The sequence below is a fragment of the Cyanobacterium sp. IPPAS B-1200 genome, assembly GCF_001747005.2.
Classification (GTDB): domain Bacteria; phylum Cyanobacteriota; class Cyanobacteriia; order Cyanobacteriales; family Cyanobacteriaceae; genus Cyanobacterium.
This window is the reverse complement of sequence record NZ_CP182899.1, coordinates 1,550,240-1,568,971: the sequence shown is the minus strand read 5'-3', so window position 1 is coordinate 1,568,971 and position 18,732 is coordinate 1,550,240. Positions and strand designations below refer to the sequence as shown.

The window sequence follows — 18,732 nt, the reverse complement described above, 5'->3', positions numbered from 1 at the left end:
AGCTATGAGCAAGACAAAATGAATAAAAAAATAGATAGCTAACTTCTAGGAACAATAATGTAGCTTACAATTAATTAACTATATCCCTCTTTTGTCCCCAAAACAGGAATAATTACTTGAGCTTGATATTCTGAATCAGAAAAAAGCCTGAAAACACTATTTGAAAATTAATTATCAATTCTCAATTCTCAATTCTCAATTATTAACACCTGCCCTGTTTTTGAAAGAAAATGTTAGATTTTGGATAGAGGAAATTAAGTACAGTAATTATTCGATGAACCTAAGTTTACAATATCCTGTTTTTGGCCCCCATATTCAATGCCCCCATTGTCGTCAACAGATAGAAGCCTTAACTCTAACTGATAGTTATTTATGCTCCCGTCATGGCGCTTTTGAGGCCAATCCTGAAACAAAAGTATTAGTACATTTACAATCAGGGCGCCATTGGCGATTGTGGGAGGAAAAGTGGTATCGGCAACATACCCATCCTGATGGTATTCGTTTTGAGATTCATGAAGCCCTTGACAGATTATATACAGAGGGTTATCGGGCTACTAAAGTAATTATTGCTCAACGGTATTATCGCTTAATTAGCTCTTATCTGGAGAAGGGTAATAATTGGATAGGAGATGGCACAAAGATTTATAAACTTTATGGTTTACCTGTAGAATTTAGTCCCGATGATGATGATTCCGAGCGCTGGGAAATTATTAATTTTAGCCTTGAAAAAGAAAAGGGAAGCCCCTCCCGTTATCCTTATTTTCGCCTTTTTGAATAATAAAATCATTGAGAAATTTGGTTTTCTTACCATTGCTTATTCCCTATTCCCCATTCCCTGATTTATGTTACATCACGTATCTATTCGCACTGCTAATATTTTAAGGGCGATCGCATTTTACCAATTATTAGGATTTTCGGTAAAAGAAAGATTTACCACAGGATATACCCTTGCCTGTTGGATGGAAGGGTTAAACAGTCGCATCGAATTAATAGAAATCCCCGAACCAAAACCAGCCCTCGATGCCTTCGGAGATGAACATTATGTAGGTTATTATCATTTATCCTTTGACGTGGGTAACTATACCGATAGCTTACCCCAATGGTTAAACAACCTCACAGAAACATTTGTAGAAGAAAACAAAGCCAACCCCCAACAAATAAAGCCCCTCAAAATTTTGTTACACCCCCAACAACAAATGATAGAAGATAAAGTTTTTGAAGTAGCCTTCATTGCCGACGATGACGGATTACCCATCGAATTATTACGTAAATGCCGATAAAAAAAATTACAATTTAGTCCCCCCGAATTGACAGGGGGCAATAAAAGAGTAGATTAACCGAATTATTTCTTATGGAAAATACTTTCCAAGAAACCCTCAAAACCTCCCTTAGAAGTATGATCTCCTTTGATTTGAGCTAGTTTTTCTAGTAGATCTCTTTCCTCAGAACTAATTTTTGTTGGAATTTCCACGTGAACAGTTATTAAATGATCCCCTCTACTGACCGCATTTCCTAACTTTGGTACCCCCTTATCACGGAGAGTGGTCACAGTATCAGGCTGTAAACCAGCGGGAATGGTAATTTCCTCATCCCCATCGATGGTAGCAACCTTGAGACGGCAACCCAAAATCGCTTGTAAATAACTAATAGTAATCTCCGAGTAAATATTATTACCATCGCGTTTAAATTGACTATCAGTTTCCACCGAGAGATAAACATACAAGTCTCCCGCAGGGCCTCCACGGGTACCGGCATCCCCTTCCCCTGTCACCCTAAGACGAGTGCCATTATCTACCCCTGCAGGGATAGTAATTTTTAACTTTTTGTTTTGTTGTTTTCTACCTTGCCCACCGCAAGACTCGCATTTTTCCTCAATAATTTGCCCCTCTCCGTTACAAGTAGGACATACCGTTACCTGAGCAAAACTACCAAAAGGAGTACGAGTAGCACGGCGCACCTGCCCCGCCCCATTACAAGTAGGACAGGTTTTTACTCCACTACCTTTTTTCGCCCCCGTGCCGTCACACACCTCACAGGTTTCTAGGTGAGGGATTTTGATTTCTTTTTCACCACCAAAAACCGCTTCACGGAATTTTAATCTTAAATCTAACCTGAGATCATCTCCTCTGGCAGGACCACGACGACGAGCGCCCGTAGTCGCACCACCACCGCCACCAAAACCACCGCCAAAGAAAGTTTCAAATATATCGGCAAAACCGCCCATATCATTAGGATCAAAGCCTGATGCCCCTGCACCAGCACCACTTACTCCAGCTTCTCCGAAACGATCATAACGGGCTTTGGTTTCTGGCTCTGAAAGCACTTCATAGGCCTTATTTATCTCTTTAAATTTATCTTCTGCCCCCGGCTCTTTGTTTACGTCGGGATGATATTTCCGCGCTTGTTGTCGATAAGCTCTTTTTATTTCTTGTTTGGTTGCATCACGGGAGACTCCGAGGATTTGGTAATAATCGCCTGACATATTGCTTGGTTCTATTTTCGTGATTGGTCTGCTTTTTTACACTATTATTTAACATTCTACTAGATTGCCTTAACATTATGTTACCTTAATCTAGTTTATGGTGTAAAAAAGATGCGCAAACCGGGACTTGAACCCGGAAGTCCTTAAGAACACTAGAATCTGAATCTAGCGCGTCTACCAATTCCGCCACTTGCGCTTTTTATTTCTAATAATAAAATATCTTACAGTTGTTGGTCACTTTTTAGTTATTTTTTTTCAGGAGCAAAGTAATTTGGTATTCATACCAAATCCTGTTTTAGTGTAGTTCCCAAAAATGGATCGTAAAGAGAACTTATTCTTGGCTTAGTCACTACCGAAGATTGAGTAAAGACTATGAATTTTTGCCCACTACTAGTGAAATGATGATTTTTGGTTGTATGATTCATCTTATGGTCATACTAAGTCCGATTTATAAACTGTAATTTTATTTATTGTCTTTGGCAATGGGCTTAAGCCCATTGTTCGTTTTATTAGCATACTTTTCTCTACGGATTCAGTATCAGACCATTAGAACCTCAACCTTAAAATATTTAAATCTCTTTATGAGTAACTTTTCAAACAGGTTCTGAAACTACTTCCATTAATTCCTTAATACCATTGACAGGAATTACTTTAACATGAAGTTTTTCTTCCAACTCTGCGATGGTGACATCATCTAAAAATTTCGCCTCATCATGTTTTAACATTACCGAAGGCAAAAGAATCTTTTTCGTTAGTTTTTTTTCTGGTAATTTAGCCAATAAATCTTGCCCTGTAATTAACCCTGTTACTGTAATTTCTTGCCCCCAATAGTCACTATTTAAAGCCACTAAATTAACATTTAAATTTTCTACTTGATTTAATCTTGCTACGAGGGGTTGAAAGGCTGTTTCCACCGCATTACCCACAATCCAAGTATATTCCTGTGGTTGGGCGATTTTGGCCGGTAAGTTTTCATCGGCAATGGTGCCAAATTCCTTTAAAAACTGTCGAATTGAGCCTACACCATTGCCAATTTGGGGATAATCTTCATAATGGGATTCTGAGGGTAAATCTTCTTGAGCAATTAAAAACCATTCATCGGCTAGCCATGCGAAAGTAGAGCCACATTTTTCCCTAAATTTATCCTGTAAGGCTTGAACTTGTTTAATAACTTCCTTGGCTTTTTCTCGGCTAACGGGAATCAATTCATCTTCTTGGGGGCGAAATTTGGTTAAACCCACTGGCACAATCGCGGCACTAATTACCGCAGGAATTTCCCCTTGATGGAAGGAAAATAAATCGTTGAGGGTGGTTTCTAGGTGCTTACCGTCATTAATATTGGGGCATACTACCACTTGGGCATGGACTTGTAAACGTTTTTCTTGAAACCATGCTAAATTTTGCTTGATTTCCCCTGCCCGTTGATTTTTTAGTAGTCTAATTCTAATATCTGGCTCGGTGGCATGGACGGAAACATAAAGGGGAGAGAGGCGCATTTGTTCGATGCGATTCCATTCTCTGGTGGTTAAGTTTGTTAGGGTGAGATAACTACCATAAAGAAAACTGAGGCGATAATCATCGTCTTTGAGGTAAAGGCTTTCTCTTTTGCCGTCAGGTTGTTGATCGATGAAGCAAAAGGGGCATTTATTGTTACACTGGATTAGCCCATCAAAGAGGGCATCTTCAAATTCTAAACCTAAGTTTTCGTCGTAGTCTTTCTCGATTTCTAGTAGGTGATTTTTGCCGTATTTATCGATAACTTCTAGTTCGAGATATTCATCGCTACAGAGAAATTGATAATCGATTAAGTCTCTGGGTTGTATTCCGTTGATGCTAACGATGGAGTCTCCTATTTCAAAGCCTATTTCTTCGGCAATGGATTGGGCAAGTATCTTACTAATACGGGCAGGTTTCATATTAATTGATAATGGGTAATTGATAGTTAATAATGGAAGATTTATCAGTAAAAAACCGAGGGAAACTTAATTAACTCCTAATGGTCTATTGTACATTGTTTCATTCTTGTCTTGGTTCACCCTCATCTTAATCCCCATGAAAAAAGGGGTTTTATCTATGGCTTTGTTGCATGAATGAGTAGGAAAAAAGGTTAGTTATATATAAAATGAAAAACTGTTTAATTTACCAGGGAGACAAACACAGGGAGGGAGTATCTCATTTAGGCAAAAACAAACAACAGTAATCCAAAACCCGTTCAAAAATTTTTTATTGTTGAGGGTTATTTTGCTGTCAATAATTTGAAATTGACATATATGTTAAATTCAAAGAAGAAACTTTAAAAGTTTTCACAACATTTAGTGAGTAAAAAGCATTTATGAACCTAGGGGAAAAAAGCACTACTGCTAAAACCGTTTACCATGATAATTTTATTGATCGTTTATTTATCGCCTTCTTTTGCCGTAAAATGGCGATCGCACTGGGGACAACAACAACCCTAAAAGGCTATGATGCCTTTGTGGATTTATCTCAAAAAATGGTTCAAGGGCGAAATCCTCAAGAGCAACAAGACTTAGTTGAAATAGTCCTAAAATCCTTGATACCATCTCCTGTGCTATACTTTACCCGTACTTTTGTTCCTGCCAATAAATGGGTATGTGAAGCCAATGCCAAGTTTGCCAAAATTTTATTTCCATGGTTAGTAGGGGTTTGTGAGTTACGAGAAGTAGAAATTGAAGACCAAAATAACCAAACAATAGTACAAAATAGTGGAGTACATATCAAAAAATGTCGCTATCTCGAACAAAGTGGCTGTGCAGCCATGTGTATTAATATGTGCAAGTTACCCACTCAAAAGTTTTTTACCGAGTCTTTCGGCATTCCTGTCACCTTAACTCCCAATTTTGAAGACTTTAGTTGTGAAATGGTATTTGGACAAAATCCCCCTCCTTTCCATGAAGAAGATGCGTCTCGTCAACCCTGTCTCAGAGAGGTATGTGATACTGCCGTAACTTCCTCCTTAAGTAAAAATATCTCCCCTTGCCCTAAAATAGCCAAGTAACTCCTAGGGAATTATCCATTAATTTTATGGTCACAACTCATTTACCCATTTTCTCTGATAATCAAGAATGGCTGTCTTAATTTGACCAATAAGGGGGATAATTGTTAGTTAACGTTTATAAAGTATAGTAAAAGTTAACATTTAATTGAATGCACATTGCTTGGCTAGGGAAAAAAACACCTTTCTGTGGAAACGTGACATACAGCAGAGAAATTACTAATGCTTTGATGTCTAGGGGCTACAAGGTTAGTTTTCTCCATTTTGGTCAAGAAAATGATGATTCTATTGATGATCCTTACAATGCAGAGGTTAATTTACCTTTTATTTATAAATCTCAAATATATACCATTCCCACTCCTAAATCTAGTCAAATTTTATTAAGATCGCTTCAGGAATTGCAACCCGATTTAGTCCACGCCTCCCTAACCCTTTCTCCCCTAGATTTTAAGCTACCCGAAATTTGTCAACAACTCAATATTCCCCTCGTTGCTACCTTTCATCCCCCCTTCGATAGCCATTGGCGCAACATCAAATCTAGTACCCAATATCTAACCTATCAACTATACGCCCCCAGTTTAGCTCGTTATAATAAGACCATTGTCTTTTCTCAATTACAACGGGATTTATTGATTAAGTTAGGAGTTGCTCCACAAAAACTGGCGATTATTCCCAATGGAGTCGATACGGACAAATATAAACCAGGACAGTCTTATTTTAAACAACAATTTCCAGACCATCATCTTTATGTGTATCAAGGTAGGGTAGCCGTAGAAAAAAATGTAGAATCTCTTTTGAAGGCTTGGAAATTATCTTCTCTCAAAAATGATAGTCGTTTATTAATCGTTGGTGATGGACACCTTACCCCCAATCTTAAAGGTAATTATAACCAAGATGATGGCATTATATGGTTGGGGGCGATCGCCGATGAAACTAAACGTATCGATATACTAAGGGGAGCAGACGTATTTATCTTACCATCCTTAGTAGAAGGATTATCCCTTTCACTCCTAGAGGCCATGGCCTGTGGTTTAGCCTGTGTCGCCACCGATGCAGGTGCCGACGGAGAAGTATTAGCCAATGCGGGAATTATTCTTAGTACCCAAGGAGTCACCACCCAACTAAAAACCGTATTGCCCATGTTTTCTCATCACCCAGAATTATCCTCCTTGTTAGGGAAAAAAGCCAGAGCAAGAATTTTGGAAAAATACACCCTTCACGATAACGTAACCAAATTAGAAAAACTCTATCTTAGTTTACACAATAGAATTCTCATATAAGACAAAAATTTCCAGCATTGCTTAGTCATGTTATGAAATATGATTGAATGACGCTAGAAATTGAGACATTAAAATATTATCAGCATTGCCTGTTCTCTGCGGAGGTTTACTCCACAATTTCGATCAGCAAATAAAAACCTTTTAATTCCTTATTCTTTATGCGATCGCCTGATTATACCAAATCCTAAACTAAAAGTAAACTAATAACTACTATCAACCCCAGTGATTTCGAGTAAATAGACATACTATCTAAACAGGATTTGGTATTATTTATTTATATAAAATAGTAGGTTTGCGAAATTAATTATAGCTGTTATTTTATTAAGACTCTTATAAACAAGGGGTTTAAACCCCTTGCCTAAATCCATTTAATTATGCCTACTTACTTAACTAAAGATTGAGAAAAATAAATTGTAGTATATGTAAGTTTTGAATTCTCAAGAGTTATGTAACTGTAGTTTAGACTAAGAAAAAATTGTAAGAGAATAAGTAAGCTAACAAAGATTAGCTCAAAAACGCTATAAATGAATTTAATAATGGCTTAAAAGTTATTTTTTTGGTCTTTTTTTAGTCTTAGATAAACGCTTTTTAACCGTAGGATAAACTTTAGCTTTGTTTCTTTTTCGACCTTTAGGCCAGCCATGGGATTTTCCCCGACTTTTAGGAGAAAGGGTAGGACTTCCAATGTCCATCAATAATGAAGTCATAGACAGAGCCACTCTTCCGGGGGTTAAATTCTGTTGAGGTTTTTGCCATGGCAGATGATATTCTTTGACTAAATCCTTGGATAACCATAACTGCCAAGTAATATTGACAATTAAATTGCTCCACCTTTGACAACTCTCAGGGGTGCGAAAATGGGGTAACGTCCAATGTAATCTTTGCTTGGCGAAACGATACCAGTGGTCCACACCAAATCGTCGGCTGTATTGAATCCAAATATTGGAAGAAGATAAAAATTGCTCTCCCACCCAGATTAACCACAGTGGGCGATGTAAAGCACCAGTTTTTTTCTGCTTCAATCGTTCAATTTTAAACAGGGTTAGCTTTTGTGAAGGGGCATTGTAGAAATGAAGTTCTTTCCATTTACTCATCCGTATTGTTCCTAGGGATGAGTCTTCCATTTCTAATATTTCATGGGCATGGGGAAAATGGTCACATTGATTTAATTTCAACTTTGCCCCATGTTTTTTCGGTCTGCCTCTACCGCTATAGGCTGGAGGATTACCATAAAGACATAGATTAGAACGTACTCTAATCAACTTACTGATTTCAATATCTGCGGTTTGCTTAATAAATTTGCCATTGCCATACTCACAATCCAACACCACCAATTTCGGTTTATTTTCTGGCAATTTTCTACACACTTGCCTTAGTTGCCATGTTGCTTTACCCAGAGGATTTTCAAAGGATGTGATTCTTTCATGTCTTAAAGGTAATGCCCAACTTCCTTTCTCATTCAATGGTGGTAACCAAGCGATGGTGCTATATCCTTGTCCTATGACCGATGAATTGATGGATGACGAAGAATATTGATAACCTCTATCTTTCATGGTGGGACTATCTTCAAACTTCCACTGAGTATGATCTATACCTAGTAATGTATATTCTAAGGTGTCTATTTCTTGAATATATCGTTTCATCAATTTGTTGCTGTTCGGACGACAATCTTTTATGGCTTCATAGGTACTACACCATTGCCGATGGAAAAAAGGTGATAAAGAAAAATCTGCCAAACTACGAGCATTTTCCGTGGTCATAACACTATCCATCAATTGAAAAGTGGCATCTTTACCTTTGACTAACATTTCATAGGTGTCATGACGGAAATTTTCCAGTCTGCTATATTTGTTCATAGAGAGAAGATTTTATTTTTGCTTATACCAAATCCTGTTTAGATAGTATGTCTATTTACTCGAAATCACTGGGGTTGATAGTATTTATTAGTTTACTTTTAGTTTAGGATTTGGTATTATTTATATTTTCTCTCTATTTTTCTTTTATGTCTTGTCCTTCCTTGCTCCACTTTCCATTTAGTCTAAACTACAGATGTAATCAATTAATAGTAAGTAAAAATGGAAAGTGAAAAAAGAGGGTTAAGTAACCTGAGTTAGTTGATTAACTCTCTTGAATTTAGGCTCAGTAAGGGACAGAAATATTTAATTGTCCATTATCTATTATTTCTAGTAATTGAAAAATTACTCCCGTTGCCCATGCTTGGGGTAAACAAGCCACTGGATATTTTACGGGGGTATGGTTTTCTTGGCGAGAAAAACCACAGAATAGCTCTGAGGGGCGATTGTTCGGTTGTAAGCTAGTCATGGCAATTAATCCTTCTGTCACTATTAGGGCTTGATCTACCATACCGATGTGATGTAATCCTTGGGCAATGATGGCACTATCATGGGGCCACACAGAGCCTAGATGATAGCCCATGGGGTTATAGGCAGGGGATAGACTGCTAAGGGTACGAATGCCCCAACCGCTGAACAAATCGGGCTTACAGAGGCGATCGCCCACAGCCCTAGCTTTTTCATGGGTAAAAATATCCCATAGTAAACAGTGACCAGGATTAGAAGTAATACTATCGATGGGATTGCCCGTTTCATCTAAGCCCAAAGCACAATAATTTTCTGACTCTAGCCAAAAATCACGGTTGAACCTTTCTTTTAACTCCTCCGCTTCAGTTTTCCATTTTTGAGCAAGGGATAAGTCTCCTATGATTGAGGCCATTTCGCTCATCCTGATTTTTGCACCATACACATAACCCTGTACCTCGCAAAGGGCGATCGCACCTTCTACCAATTCCCCCCGACTGTTAACAATACAATCACCAGAATCCTTCCAACCCTGATTCTGAATACCCCTCGAAGAGCGACATAAATAGGTTAAATAGCCTGTTTTTTTTGATTGGTCATCAATCCAGTTCATAGCGGCGATCGCATTTGACCATAACTTATCAAGAATATCTCGATCTCCAGTGCGATGAAAATAATCTGCCAACAAAATCAACCATAGGGGAGTAGCATCCACCGAACCATAGTAGGGGGTATGGGGAATCTCATCACACCTTGCCAACTCCCCCAACCTTAACTCATGGAGAATTTTCCCGGGGGATTCATCTCGCCAATCGTTATTCTCCGAACCTTGAAAATGTGCCAACGTCAGAAGAGTATCCCTAGCAATGCGAGAATCAAACATCAAAGTTTGTCTTGCCGCAATCAAAGAATCTCGTCCAAACAAAGTTGAAAACCAAGGAATCCCCGCCACTAAAACCTTACCAAATCCAAAAGATTGTAGTAATAAATAAATATCCTCCTGAGCCTGTTCAATAATATTATTTATCACCGTGGAATCAGTACGAATTTTAGTAATTCCCTGATACCATTCCTCCTCCTCCCTTTTTGCCTCCTTGATTGCCCCTTGATAACTTTCAGGTAATGCAACATAGGAGCTAGGTTGATCATTCATTTTCGTCTGTAAATAGTAACCGAACTGAAAAACCTCTTGACTGTCAATCTTTACGTGCCAGACGACTGTATTACCCTTAATATAATCGGGCGGATGATGACAAAAATTAATTAAAGACTCTGCCAAAGAATTATCTAAACCTTGATAAGCAAAACTCAAATAATTATCTTCTATCGATAACTGTTTTAAATGTCGTCCTCTGTGACTGCGACGATCATAATTTCTAATTTTAAATAAATCTTTAAAATCAGCCTGAAAACTTAAACTTACCTCAAACTCCAAAGGTGACGTACTATAGTTGCGCAGCTCGATTTCTTCCCACAAAGCACCGCGCAAGGCAATTTTCCTTTTGATACCCACTGCCCCCGGTTTTAAAACTCCCTTAATGGTAGGATTCGTACTATCAACAATGATAGAGTAACCTGTTTCGGCACAACTACCCAACAACACAGGGGAAACCCCTTCTATCTGTAACTCTGAACGACTCAAAAAACGGGTATCTCGACAAAATAACCCTGTCACGGTGTACTTTTGAGTATCAGCATAGGCAACTGTGTTTCCCAATGTATCTGTAATCAGAAATAAGTCATTGTCTTTAATAACGAGAGTGGGTTGACTTTGAAAATCTACGGCATAGGGTAGCTCTGATAATTCATTATCTAAAGCGGGTAAAAAGTTTTTACCATATAATTGATATGTTTTTTGAGCCATAGTTATTTAATAGACAATTAATAGTTGAGAATTGAGAATTAAACTTGATTCAATTTTGTTTTTTATAATACCAACGGGAAATAAGGTGGGTATTGCCCACCATTCTCAGGTTAACTAACTTTGGGTAAAATAACTCCTTTGGGACGACCATTGGTAGAAGCAAAGCGTTGTTCTATTAGTTTCGTGTAAACCTCCTCGTAACCTTCAGTCATGTGTCTTGCACTAAATTTTTGCACAACATGATCTCGACAGGCCAGGCGATTTATATTACCTATTTTATCTATGGCACTAATCATCTCATCTAGGTTTTGGCATAGAAAACCTGTTTTTCCATGGGCGATAACTTCGGGGGCAGCCCCCATGGCGATCGCAATTACGGGAGTACCTGTTGCCATGGACTCTGTCATCACTAACCCAAAAGGTTCGCGCCAATTAATGGGGAATAAAGTGGCGATCGCGCCTCCTGTCAATTCACTTTTTTCTTTAGAACTAATTTCTCCCATCAACTGAATTTGTTTACCATCCACATGAACTAGAATTTCCCTTTCAAAAAATTCTCGATCAACTTCATCTACCTTACAGGCCATTTTTAATTTATAACCCGTACGCTGTGCTACTTCAATGGCGCGGTGCGCACCTTTTTCTGGAGATACCCGCCCCAAAAAAGCTAAATATGGTTCTTTATCTGGGTGACTATGAAATTCATAATCATTAATATCGATGCCATTATACACATTTCCTACATAGTTTAAATTGGGTAATGGTTCCCGTTGAGAATAGGAAATACTCACATAATTTTGACGTTTACATTGACCAAACAAAAATCTATTTTCTGCGGATAAAGGGCCATGTAAAGTGTGAACAGTAGGTGTTTTCGTAAAATTAGCATAGGGCAATGCTGCATAATCCACATGGGAATGAATTATGTCAAACTCATCAGCACGTTTATATACTTCTTGTAACTCCAAATTGAGATAAACATTGTAATCTTTCACTGTACTATCAGTACGGATAGCACGGGGATAAACAGAGTTCAGTTTGGCTAGGGTGCCAGAATCTCCCGAAGCGAACAAGGTAACTTCATGACCTCGTTTTACCAGTTCATCAGTCAACAAAGCTACCACTAATTCAATTCCGCCGTAGCCTGTGGGAGGAACTGTTTCCCACAATGGCGCAACTTGAGCGATACGCATATGTAACCTCCTTTATTATTTTGAGATTAAAATATTAAAAATATTGTAATTATGAATTCATTAAAGATACTTAAGTAAAGCGATCGTTCATACGTAAGTATTCGTCTCTCAATCCTAGTTAATAAACTATCCTTGTTGTCTGTGGTGGTTCCCGTACTTAATATTCGGATATTTCTACGAATTTTTGTGTGCTTTTATTAAATTTTATGTTAAATATTAACTTACTTGACTAAGATTAAAGTTTTGAGTTTTTGTTCGTTAAAAATACTTTCCTTATTGTTACTTCAAGAAAAAATATAATTGGTCACAATATTAAGTGCGGAAGGTTGGCTTAATTATCTATTACTTACTTCTCCAAAGTAGATCACCGTTATACAAGTCAGGAGTGTCCTGAATGTGGGGCTAGAACAGGGAAGAAGGACTTAAAGGAACGAGTACATGAATGTCCTGAGTGTGGCTACACCACTGGGCGAGATCATGCTTCTGCTTTAGTAATCAGGAATCGTGGTTTAGATTTAGTGGCGGTCGGGCAGCCCGTCCAAGAAAAAGCGAGTGGAGATGGTCGCACCGGGGGCGAGTTTACTCGTCTGGCCACGAATCTGTGAAGCTAGAATCCCCCGACATAATCTTTGATTTGTCGGAGGGAGTGTCAAATTTTTATATGTATAAGTTTTCGTTACAATAACCATAGGTAAATATTTATGTATCAATTAGGTAAAGCAAAAGAACATGGCGAGTGGTAAAAACCCCGACAATAATAGTTTATCCCAGAGAGAATTAGAAATTTTGGAGCTGGTAGCTACTGGCTTAACCAATAATGATATTGCGGAAAAATTGGAAATCAGCAAAAGAACAGTAGATAACCATATTAGTAATATCTTAACTAAAACGAAGACTGATAATAGAGTCGAGTTAGTTCGTTGGGCTTTGCAGTGGGGCAAAATTTGTCTTGATGAAGTTAATTGTTGTACGTTACCTGAGCATCTACCTTCAGAATAAACAATTAATCCTCTATTTTGATCATTAATTTCTTTTTAAAATATTTTATTTTTTAAATAGGTTTAATTGAAACAAACATTTAAGATGATAGTTACTCATACGAATACTTGACATAAAAGTTTTAAAAATATTTATATAGTATAGTAAAATATTATCATAAGTAATAAATCTAATTGTTTTTATTTGTCCTTTGAACTCTACTAATAATTCTGATAAAATTCAGTCTTCATTGTATTTTAACCCGCTTAAAAATGACCATGATTATATAGTTGTTGATACAGAAGGGCAAGATATTCTTAGGGAAATTGCGATTATCGATAGTCAAGGAAAATTAGTCTATGAAGCCTTTGTAGAAGGACATTATAATAATGAATCACAAAAAATTAAATGTAAATCTTTAATACAAATTATTGATGATTTAGGTGATTTATTACAGGAAAAAAATATCATCTGTCATTCTGCTATCCATGATAAGAAGATATTAAAAAATAGTTTTCAAGCCACTACAAAAAAGTTTCCTATTTGTAAATTTATTTGTACTTTTCAACTTGCAAAAAGGCATTATCCCCACTATCCTAACTATTCTCTTGGGTATCTTAGTAAACAACTGAGACGGAAGGTTAAAAATCGCTTTTTTAACGATAATTTAGCCCATAGTGCGGTATATGATGCAAAATTTACCCATCAATTATATTTACATTTACTTAGTATAGAAACTATGACCAAAACAATGATTTCCAATTCTGAATTAAGTCATTATCCTAATCCTTTTACTAGCAGTAGAGTTGATAATCCTTTTCAAACACACCTAGATTTTGAGCAGGTTTATCAGGCAGAATATGAAAGTTTAAAGTCGATTTTAAAGGCTGTTAAAGTAGATAATAATAATCAGAGTAAAGGTGCTGTCGTTATTGGGGAGGCAGGAACAGGTAAAACTCATTTAATTATGAGAATTGCTAAGGAATTGTTGGTGAGAAATCGTGTTTTATTTATCAGACAACCTAATAATCCAGACTATATTTTTTATCATATTTACAATCGTATTTTAGAGTCTTTTAATGAGTCTGTAGAGGGGACAAATAGAACTCAATTAGAGCTTTTGATTGCCCATAGTTTTGTAAGTATTTTATCAAAAATTGATAAAGTTTATAATAGTCCTCAAGGAAAAAAAGTTATTGATAATTTTCGTGATGATAGTTTAAATATATATGAAGTGCTAGGTAAGGAAGACAGTAAAAAATATCAAGATAATTGGAATTTTATTGAACGTAATATTATTAATTGGTGGTCAGAAAATTTTTCTATTGGCGGTTATGGGTTAGAAATTTTAAAAGGGATGATCAAATTTTGTCGTTATAGTCGCTCTGACTTTAAAGATATAATTAGACGTTGGTTATCTGGGAAAGAATTAAGTGACGAGGAAGCGAATAAAATAGGTTTAAAAAACTGGAATGATGACATTAGTAGAGAAGAATTTGCCTTGGATGCGATCGCCGTTTTCGGTAAATTATCAACCCTAGATGAACCATTAATTATTGTATTTGATCAACTAGAAGGACTAGGATTAAAACAAAATCAACATATATTGGAAAACTTTGGTTTAGCTATTAAAGAGATATTAACCCATGTACCTAATAGCCTTATTATCTTAAACCTTTTTCCTGACCGTTGGCAACAGTTTAAAGACTATTTCGATAACTCTGTGGTGGATAGATTATCCCAAAATTGTATTACTTTATCTCGTCCGAAGGATCAACAAATAAAAGAAATTTTAAATCTAAAAACCCAAGCCGTTGGTTTATCAGTTACAGACTTTTGCACGGAAGCAGAATTAACAGATATTTTATCTCAATCGTCCATCAGAAGTATTATTAATCGAGCATCAGATTATTACCGTTATAAGGCTGAAAATGTTCCCCTTCCTTACCTTTCCCCAAGTAAAATTCTTGTTACTCATACTTCCAACACCCTAGAAAAAAGGGTAGAACAACTTGAAAACATTTTAGAACAAATAGCTAAATTAACTAATGGCTTTTTAACAGAAAAGGATGATAATAAGGATGGTATTTCTTTATCTGATATGTTCCCAGAATTAGCAGTAAAGGAAGAGAATAATAGTACAAAAGATGATGAGTTTTTTGTGGATAAATTAAGACAATCTCTTGATAAACTTAAAAAAGATATTACAACAGAATATGGTCAACCGCAAATTATTACTGATTCTGATGATATTGGTAAATTACTTACTATTATAGAAACTATTAATAATTACTCAAACGATATAGAACTGAATCAATTAAGATTGGGAAATAAAAAAATACCTGAGCACATTGGTATTAACACTAATAAAGAAGAAATAGTTATAGGCTTTCTTAACTTAAGTGGCACAAGTTTTACCACTAGAATTCGTAACATGAATCAATTAGTTGTTGCCAATAATAAAGCCACATTTTTATTATATAGAGATGAAAGAGAGCCTCAGATAAAAGGTAAAGTTGGTAAGTTAGAAATAGAAAAATTAAATAATACAAAAAACGGTCAATTTATTATTCTCGATGAAACTAGCCGTATTAACTTCGAGTTGGTTTATCAATTAATTATTCAGATTCAAGAGAAAGATTTAGAATTAGATTTAGCAAAATCTTTTTCTTTATTACCTGAAATCTTGGACGAAGATTCTTTGATAACCTTATTACTCAAAAAAATCATTAAAAATTAAAATCAGATTCTGAGTTAAAATATTGAGTCTGTGCAAAACTAACCATCTCCAGCGTTAGTTACTAATTCAGTATATTTATTTATATTCAACATAAAAAACCGTGAAGATTATCTGTTCTCAAAGTGAGCTAAAAAATAACTTATCCTTAGTAAGTCGTGCCGTACCAGGGCGTCCTACCCATCCTATCTTAGCTAATGTGTTATTGGTGGCGGATAGTGAAAAAAATACTGTTACCCTCACTGGGTTTGATTTAAGTTTGGGAATGCGTACCAGTTTTGCGGCGGAGGTTGAGGAAGAAGGTAGTATTACCATCCCTGCTAAATTATTTAATGATATAGTCAGTCGTTTACCCGAAGGGGAAATTACCGTTAGTTTTGATTATGATGATATTGATGATAACCCCTTAGTTGCGATCGCCTCTATGTATGGTAAATTTCAACTTAGGGGAGTATCAGCGGACGAATTTCCAGAATTACCAGCCGTAGAAAAGGAAGAAGCCTTAATGTTGCCCGTAACAGCATTGAGTGAAGGCTTAAAAGGCTCTCTATTTGCCGCTAGTGGTGACGAAGCCAAACAAATTTTAACAGGAATACACCTTACCCGTAACCTCGACACCCTCGAATTTGCCGCCACCGATGGACACCGTTTGGCAGTGGTAAAAACTACCGATGATAAAGAAGTATCGGAGGATGGAGAAGAAACCACCGATGAGGATATTTCCATCAGCGAAGAGCAAAATTTTACCATGACAATTCCAGCCCGGGCTTTACGGGAATTGGAGAGAATTTTAACCATGGCAAAGGAAGAAGATAACGTTGCCCTCTATGTGGATGATGGGCAGGTGGTTTTTGAGTTGGGGGCGCAAAATTTAACCAGTCGCAAACTAGATGGCGCTTATCCTAATTATAACCAGTTAATTCCCACTTCTTTCGATCGCACCATGGTAGTAGAAAGAAAAAGAATTATTGAGAGTTTAGAGAGGGTATCGGTATTATTAGACCAAAAAAATAACATGGTTAAATTCACCCTTGATGGCAAAAATGACCAACTATTTTTATCCGTAGAAGCCAACGAATTAGGAAACGCAAAAGAAAGTATTGTCGCCGAAATTACAGGGGATGATTTCGAGATTGGTTTTAATATTCGTTATTTAATGGATGGTTTAAAAGCATTATCTTCTAACGAGATTACCTTCCATTTTAACGGGGCAATTCAACCAGTAATTGTTACTCCCCTTAGTGGTTTACAAATGAAATATTTAATTATGCCTGTTAAACTATAGTTTTTTTTGTCGATGGTGGGCATTGCCCACCCTAATTTATTTCCTATCAAAATGTTTTTATGATCCCAAAAATAGCTATCATAAAATAAGATTTATCACGTCAAATCCGTGGGGAAAATCCTGATGGGCAAAATAATTAATGGTAGATATGAAATAGTAGATAACCTCGCCAAAGGAGACATAAGGGAAACATTTCTCGCCAAAGATACTCAAATGCCCTCCGAAAAATTGGTGGTTATCAAAAAACTAAAACCCCTTGATAGTCAAAACAATAACCTCGAATTAGTCCAAAATTTATTTGCTAAACAAGCTCAAATATTAGAACAAATAGGGCAAAACTCTACTCAAATCCCTACCCTTTACGACTATTTTACAGAAGATGAGCAGTTTTATCTCATTCAAGAATATATCGAAGGAAAAACCCTTGCAGACATAGGTATTATCAATTTTGCACGGTGTGAAGTCATCCTCTCATCCCTCCTGAATACCCTCAAATATATCCATAGTCAGAATATTATTCACCGTGACATTAAGCCAGAAAATATAATTATTCGTCAAAAAGATGGTTTACCCGTATTAACCGACTTTGGGGCAATAAAAGAAACCATGGGGGCGGTTGATAACCTTTCCGCAGAAAGCCCTAAAATAAATGCTACCACAGGTTTTGTAGCTCCAGAGCAAAGCGCAGGGAGAATTATATTTAGTAGTGATTTGTATGCCCTTGGGTTAACCATGATTTATGCCCTCACAGGGAAATATCCCCTCGAATTTGCCAATAATCCCCTCACGGGAGAATTAGATTGGGATAACTCATTGCCCAACATTCCAGCGCCCCTTAAAACCACCTTACAAAAAGCCATCAAAATAGAAGCGGGGCAAAGATACCATACAGCCCAAGAGATGTATTTAGCCCTCCATCAAAGCCAACCCCAAACCATCACCCAAGATACCGTTTTAGTCGCCCCCAATAATCCAAGGGAAATGAATACTTCTAGTTATAATCCCACTGTGGTAGTATCCCCTTCAGGGCAAAAATTTACCAAAGAAAATTATCCCCATCCTGTCAGTGGTGTCAATTATAGCCAAGGTTATTATCAACCGCCCAATCAAGGTAATAACAATAACATTATCATAATTTTGTTAACGGCTATCCTTGTCGCCATAGGGGTTTCTGGGGGATTTTTTATTGCCCAAACCATGAGAGATTCCCAAGGTGAATTTACCGCTACCCAAGGAGAAAGGGAAGTCGAAATTTCCCAAGAATTCATAGAAGAAACGGAAACCCCAGTGGAGGTTAACGAGGTGCAAACTCCTGCACCAAATCCTCCTGTAAACAACTCCCCTCCCCCTTCGGTAAATGTTGCTACAAATGCCCGAATTGGAGGCTCTATGGGAGTTAAAAATATTCGTTCGGGACCGGGTACGGCTTATGGAGTGGTGGGTAGTGGAGTGACAGGAGAGGGCATCGATATTTTAGATAGTGGTTATGATTCGGGAGGTTATTTGTGGTATCAGGTATATCATCCTGCTTCGGGGGTGACGGGATGGATGGCGGCACAGTTGGTTAATTAATTTGGGGTTG

General features: G+C 37.0%; 14 protein-coding genes and 1 tRNA gene. 9 read left to right on the top strand and 6 right to left on the bottom strand.

The window, feature by feature from the left end:
- Nucleotides 1-274: 274 nt before the first annotated feature.
- Together A5482_RS07225 and A5482_RS07220 are read left to right on the top strand one after the other, a co-directional pair.
- Nucleotides 275-778 carry a TIGR02652 family protein gene (locus tag A5482_RS07225; protein WP_069790967.1) on the top strand — a complete coding sequence of 168 codons (504 nt, stop codon included), beginning with the start codon at nt 275-277 and terminating at the stop codon, nt 776-778.
- A gap of 64 nt (nt 779-842) precedes the next feature.
- Entirely contained in the window at nt 843-1,280 is a 438-nt protein-coding gene (locus A5482_RS07220; protein WP_069790968.1) for a VOC family protein, read from the top strand.
- A 62-nt stretch (nt 1,281-1,342) separates the two neighbouring features.
- Here A5482_RS07220 and dnaJ read toward each other — a convergent pair whose 3' ends face one another.
- From dnaJ to A5482_RS07205, 3 genes are all read right to left on the bottom strand, one after another.
- Nucleotides 1,343-2,482, bottom strand: coding sequence for a molecular chaperone DnaJ (gene dnaJ / locus A5482_RS07215; protein ID WP_069790969.1), 1,140 nt, complete (start codon nt 2,480-2,482; stop codon nt 1,343-1,345).
- Between the two features lie 112 nt (nt 2,483-2,594).
- A tRNA-Leu gene (locus A5482_RS07210) sits at nt 2,595-2,678 on the bottom strand.
- Nucleotides 2,679-3,075: 397 nt separating this feature from the next.
- Nucleotides 3,076-4,398: a TIGR03279 family radical SAM protein gene (locus A5482_RS07205; RefSeq protein ID WP_069790970.1), complete on the bottom strand. Its 1,323-nt coding sequence runs from the start codon at nt 4,396-4,398 to the stop codon at nt 3,076-3,078.
- 416 nt (nt 4,399-4,814) lie between these two features.
- Between A5482_RS07205 and A5482_RS07200 the strand changes: the two genes are divergently transcribed.
- A complete protein-coding gene (locus tag A5482_RS07200) occupies nt 4,815-5,498 on the top strand; it encodes a DUF4033 domain-containing protein (protein WP_069790971.1) in 684 nt (227 codons plus the stop codon).
- Nucleotides 5,499-5,647: 149 nt separating this feature from the next.
- Nucleotides 5,648-6,775 carry a glycosyltransferase family 4 protein gene (locus A5482_RS07195; protein ID WP_069790972.1) on the top strand — a complete coding sequence of 376 codons (1,128 nt, stop codon included), beginning with the start codon at nt 5,648-5,650 and terminating at the stop codon, nt 6,773-6,775.
- A gap of 548 nt (nt 6,776-7,323) precedes the next feature.
- Here A5482_RS07195 and A5482_RS07190 read toward each other — a convergent pair.
- The 3 genes from A5482_RS07190 to A5482_RS07180 all read right to left on the bottom strand — a co-directional run bounded on the left by A5482_RS07190 (nt 7,324) and on the right by A5482_RS07180 (nt 12,150).
- Nucleotides 7,324-8,631, bottom strand: a complete 1,308-nt coding sequence (locus tag A5482_RS07190; RefSeq protein WP_446684748.1) for an NF041680 family putative transposase — start codon at nt 8,629-8,631, stop codon at nt 7,324-7,326.
- Between the two features lie 283 nt (nt 8,632-8,914).
- Complete coding sequence (locus A5482_RS07185) at nt 8,915-10,957, bottom strand: amylo-alpha-1,6-glucosidase (RefSeq protein WP_069789704.1); 2,043 nt, start codon at nt 10,955-10,957, stop codon at nt 8,915-8,917.
- A 110-nt stretch (nt 10,958-11,067) separates the two neighbouring features.
- Nucleotides 11,068-12,150, bottom strand: a complete 1,083-nt coding sequence (locus A5482_RS07180) for a glycosyltransferase family 4 protein (RefSeq protein WP_069789705.1) — start codon at nt 12,148-12,150, stop codon at nt 11,068-11,070.
- A 341-nt stretch (nt 12,151-12,491) separates the two neighbouring features.
- Between A5482_RS07180 and A5482_RS07175 the strand changes: the two genes are divergently transcribed.
- From A5482_RS07175 to A5482_RS07155, 5 genes are all read left to right on the top strand, one after another.
- A complete protein-coding gene (locus A5482_RS07175; RefSeq protein WP_369816711.1) occupies nt 12,492-12,755 on the top strand; it encodes a zinc ribbon domain-containing protein in 264 nt (87 codons plus the stop codon).
- Between the two features lie 124 nt (nt 12,756-12,879).
- On the top strand, nt 12,880-13,149 hold the full coding sequence (pedR, locus tag A5482_RS07170) for a photosynthetic electron transport-dependent transcriptional regulator PedR (RefSeq protein WP_069789706.1): 270 nt from the start codon (nt 12,880-12,882) through the stop codon (nt 13,147-13,149).
- A 190-nt stretch (nt 13,150-13,339) separates the two neighbouring features.
- On the top strand, nt 13,340-15,868 hold the full coding sequence (locus tag A5482_RS07165) for an exonuclease domain-containing protein (protein WP_201150033.1): 2,529 nt from the start codon (nt 13,340-13,342) through the stop codon (nt 15,866-15,868).
- A 100-nt stretch (nt 15,869-15,968) separates the two neighbouring features.
- Entirely contained in the window at nt 15,969-17,150 is a 1,182-nt protein-coding gene (gene dnaN / locus A5482_RS07160; RefSeq protein WP_069789707.1) for a DNA polymerase III subunit beta, read from the top strand.
- Nucleotides 17,151-17,273: 123 nt separating this feature from the next.
- Nucleotides 17,274-18,722, top strand: a complete 1,449-nt coding sequence (locus tag A5482_RS07155; RefSeq protein WP_446684831.1) for a protein kinase domain-containing protein — start codon at nt 17,274-17,276, stop codon at nt 18,720-18,722.
- Nucleotides 18,723-18,732 lie beyond the last annotated feature (10 nt).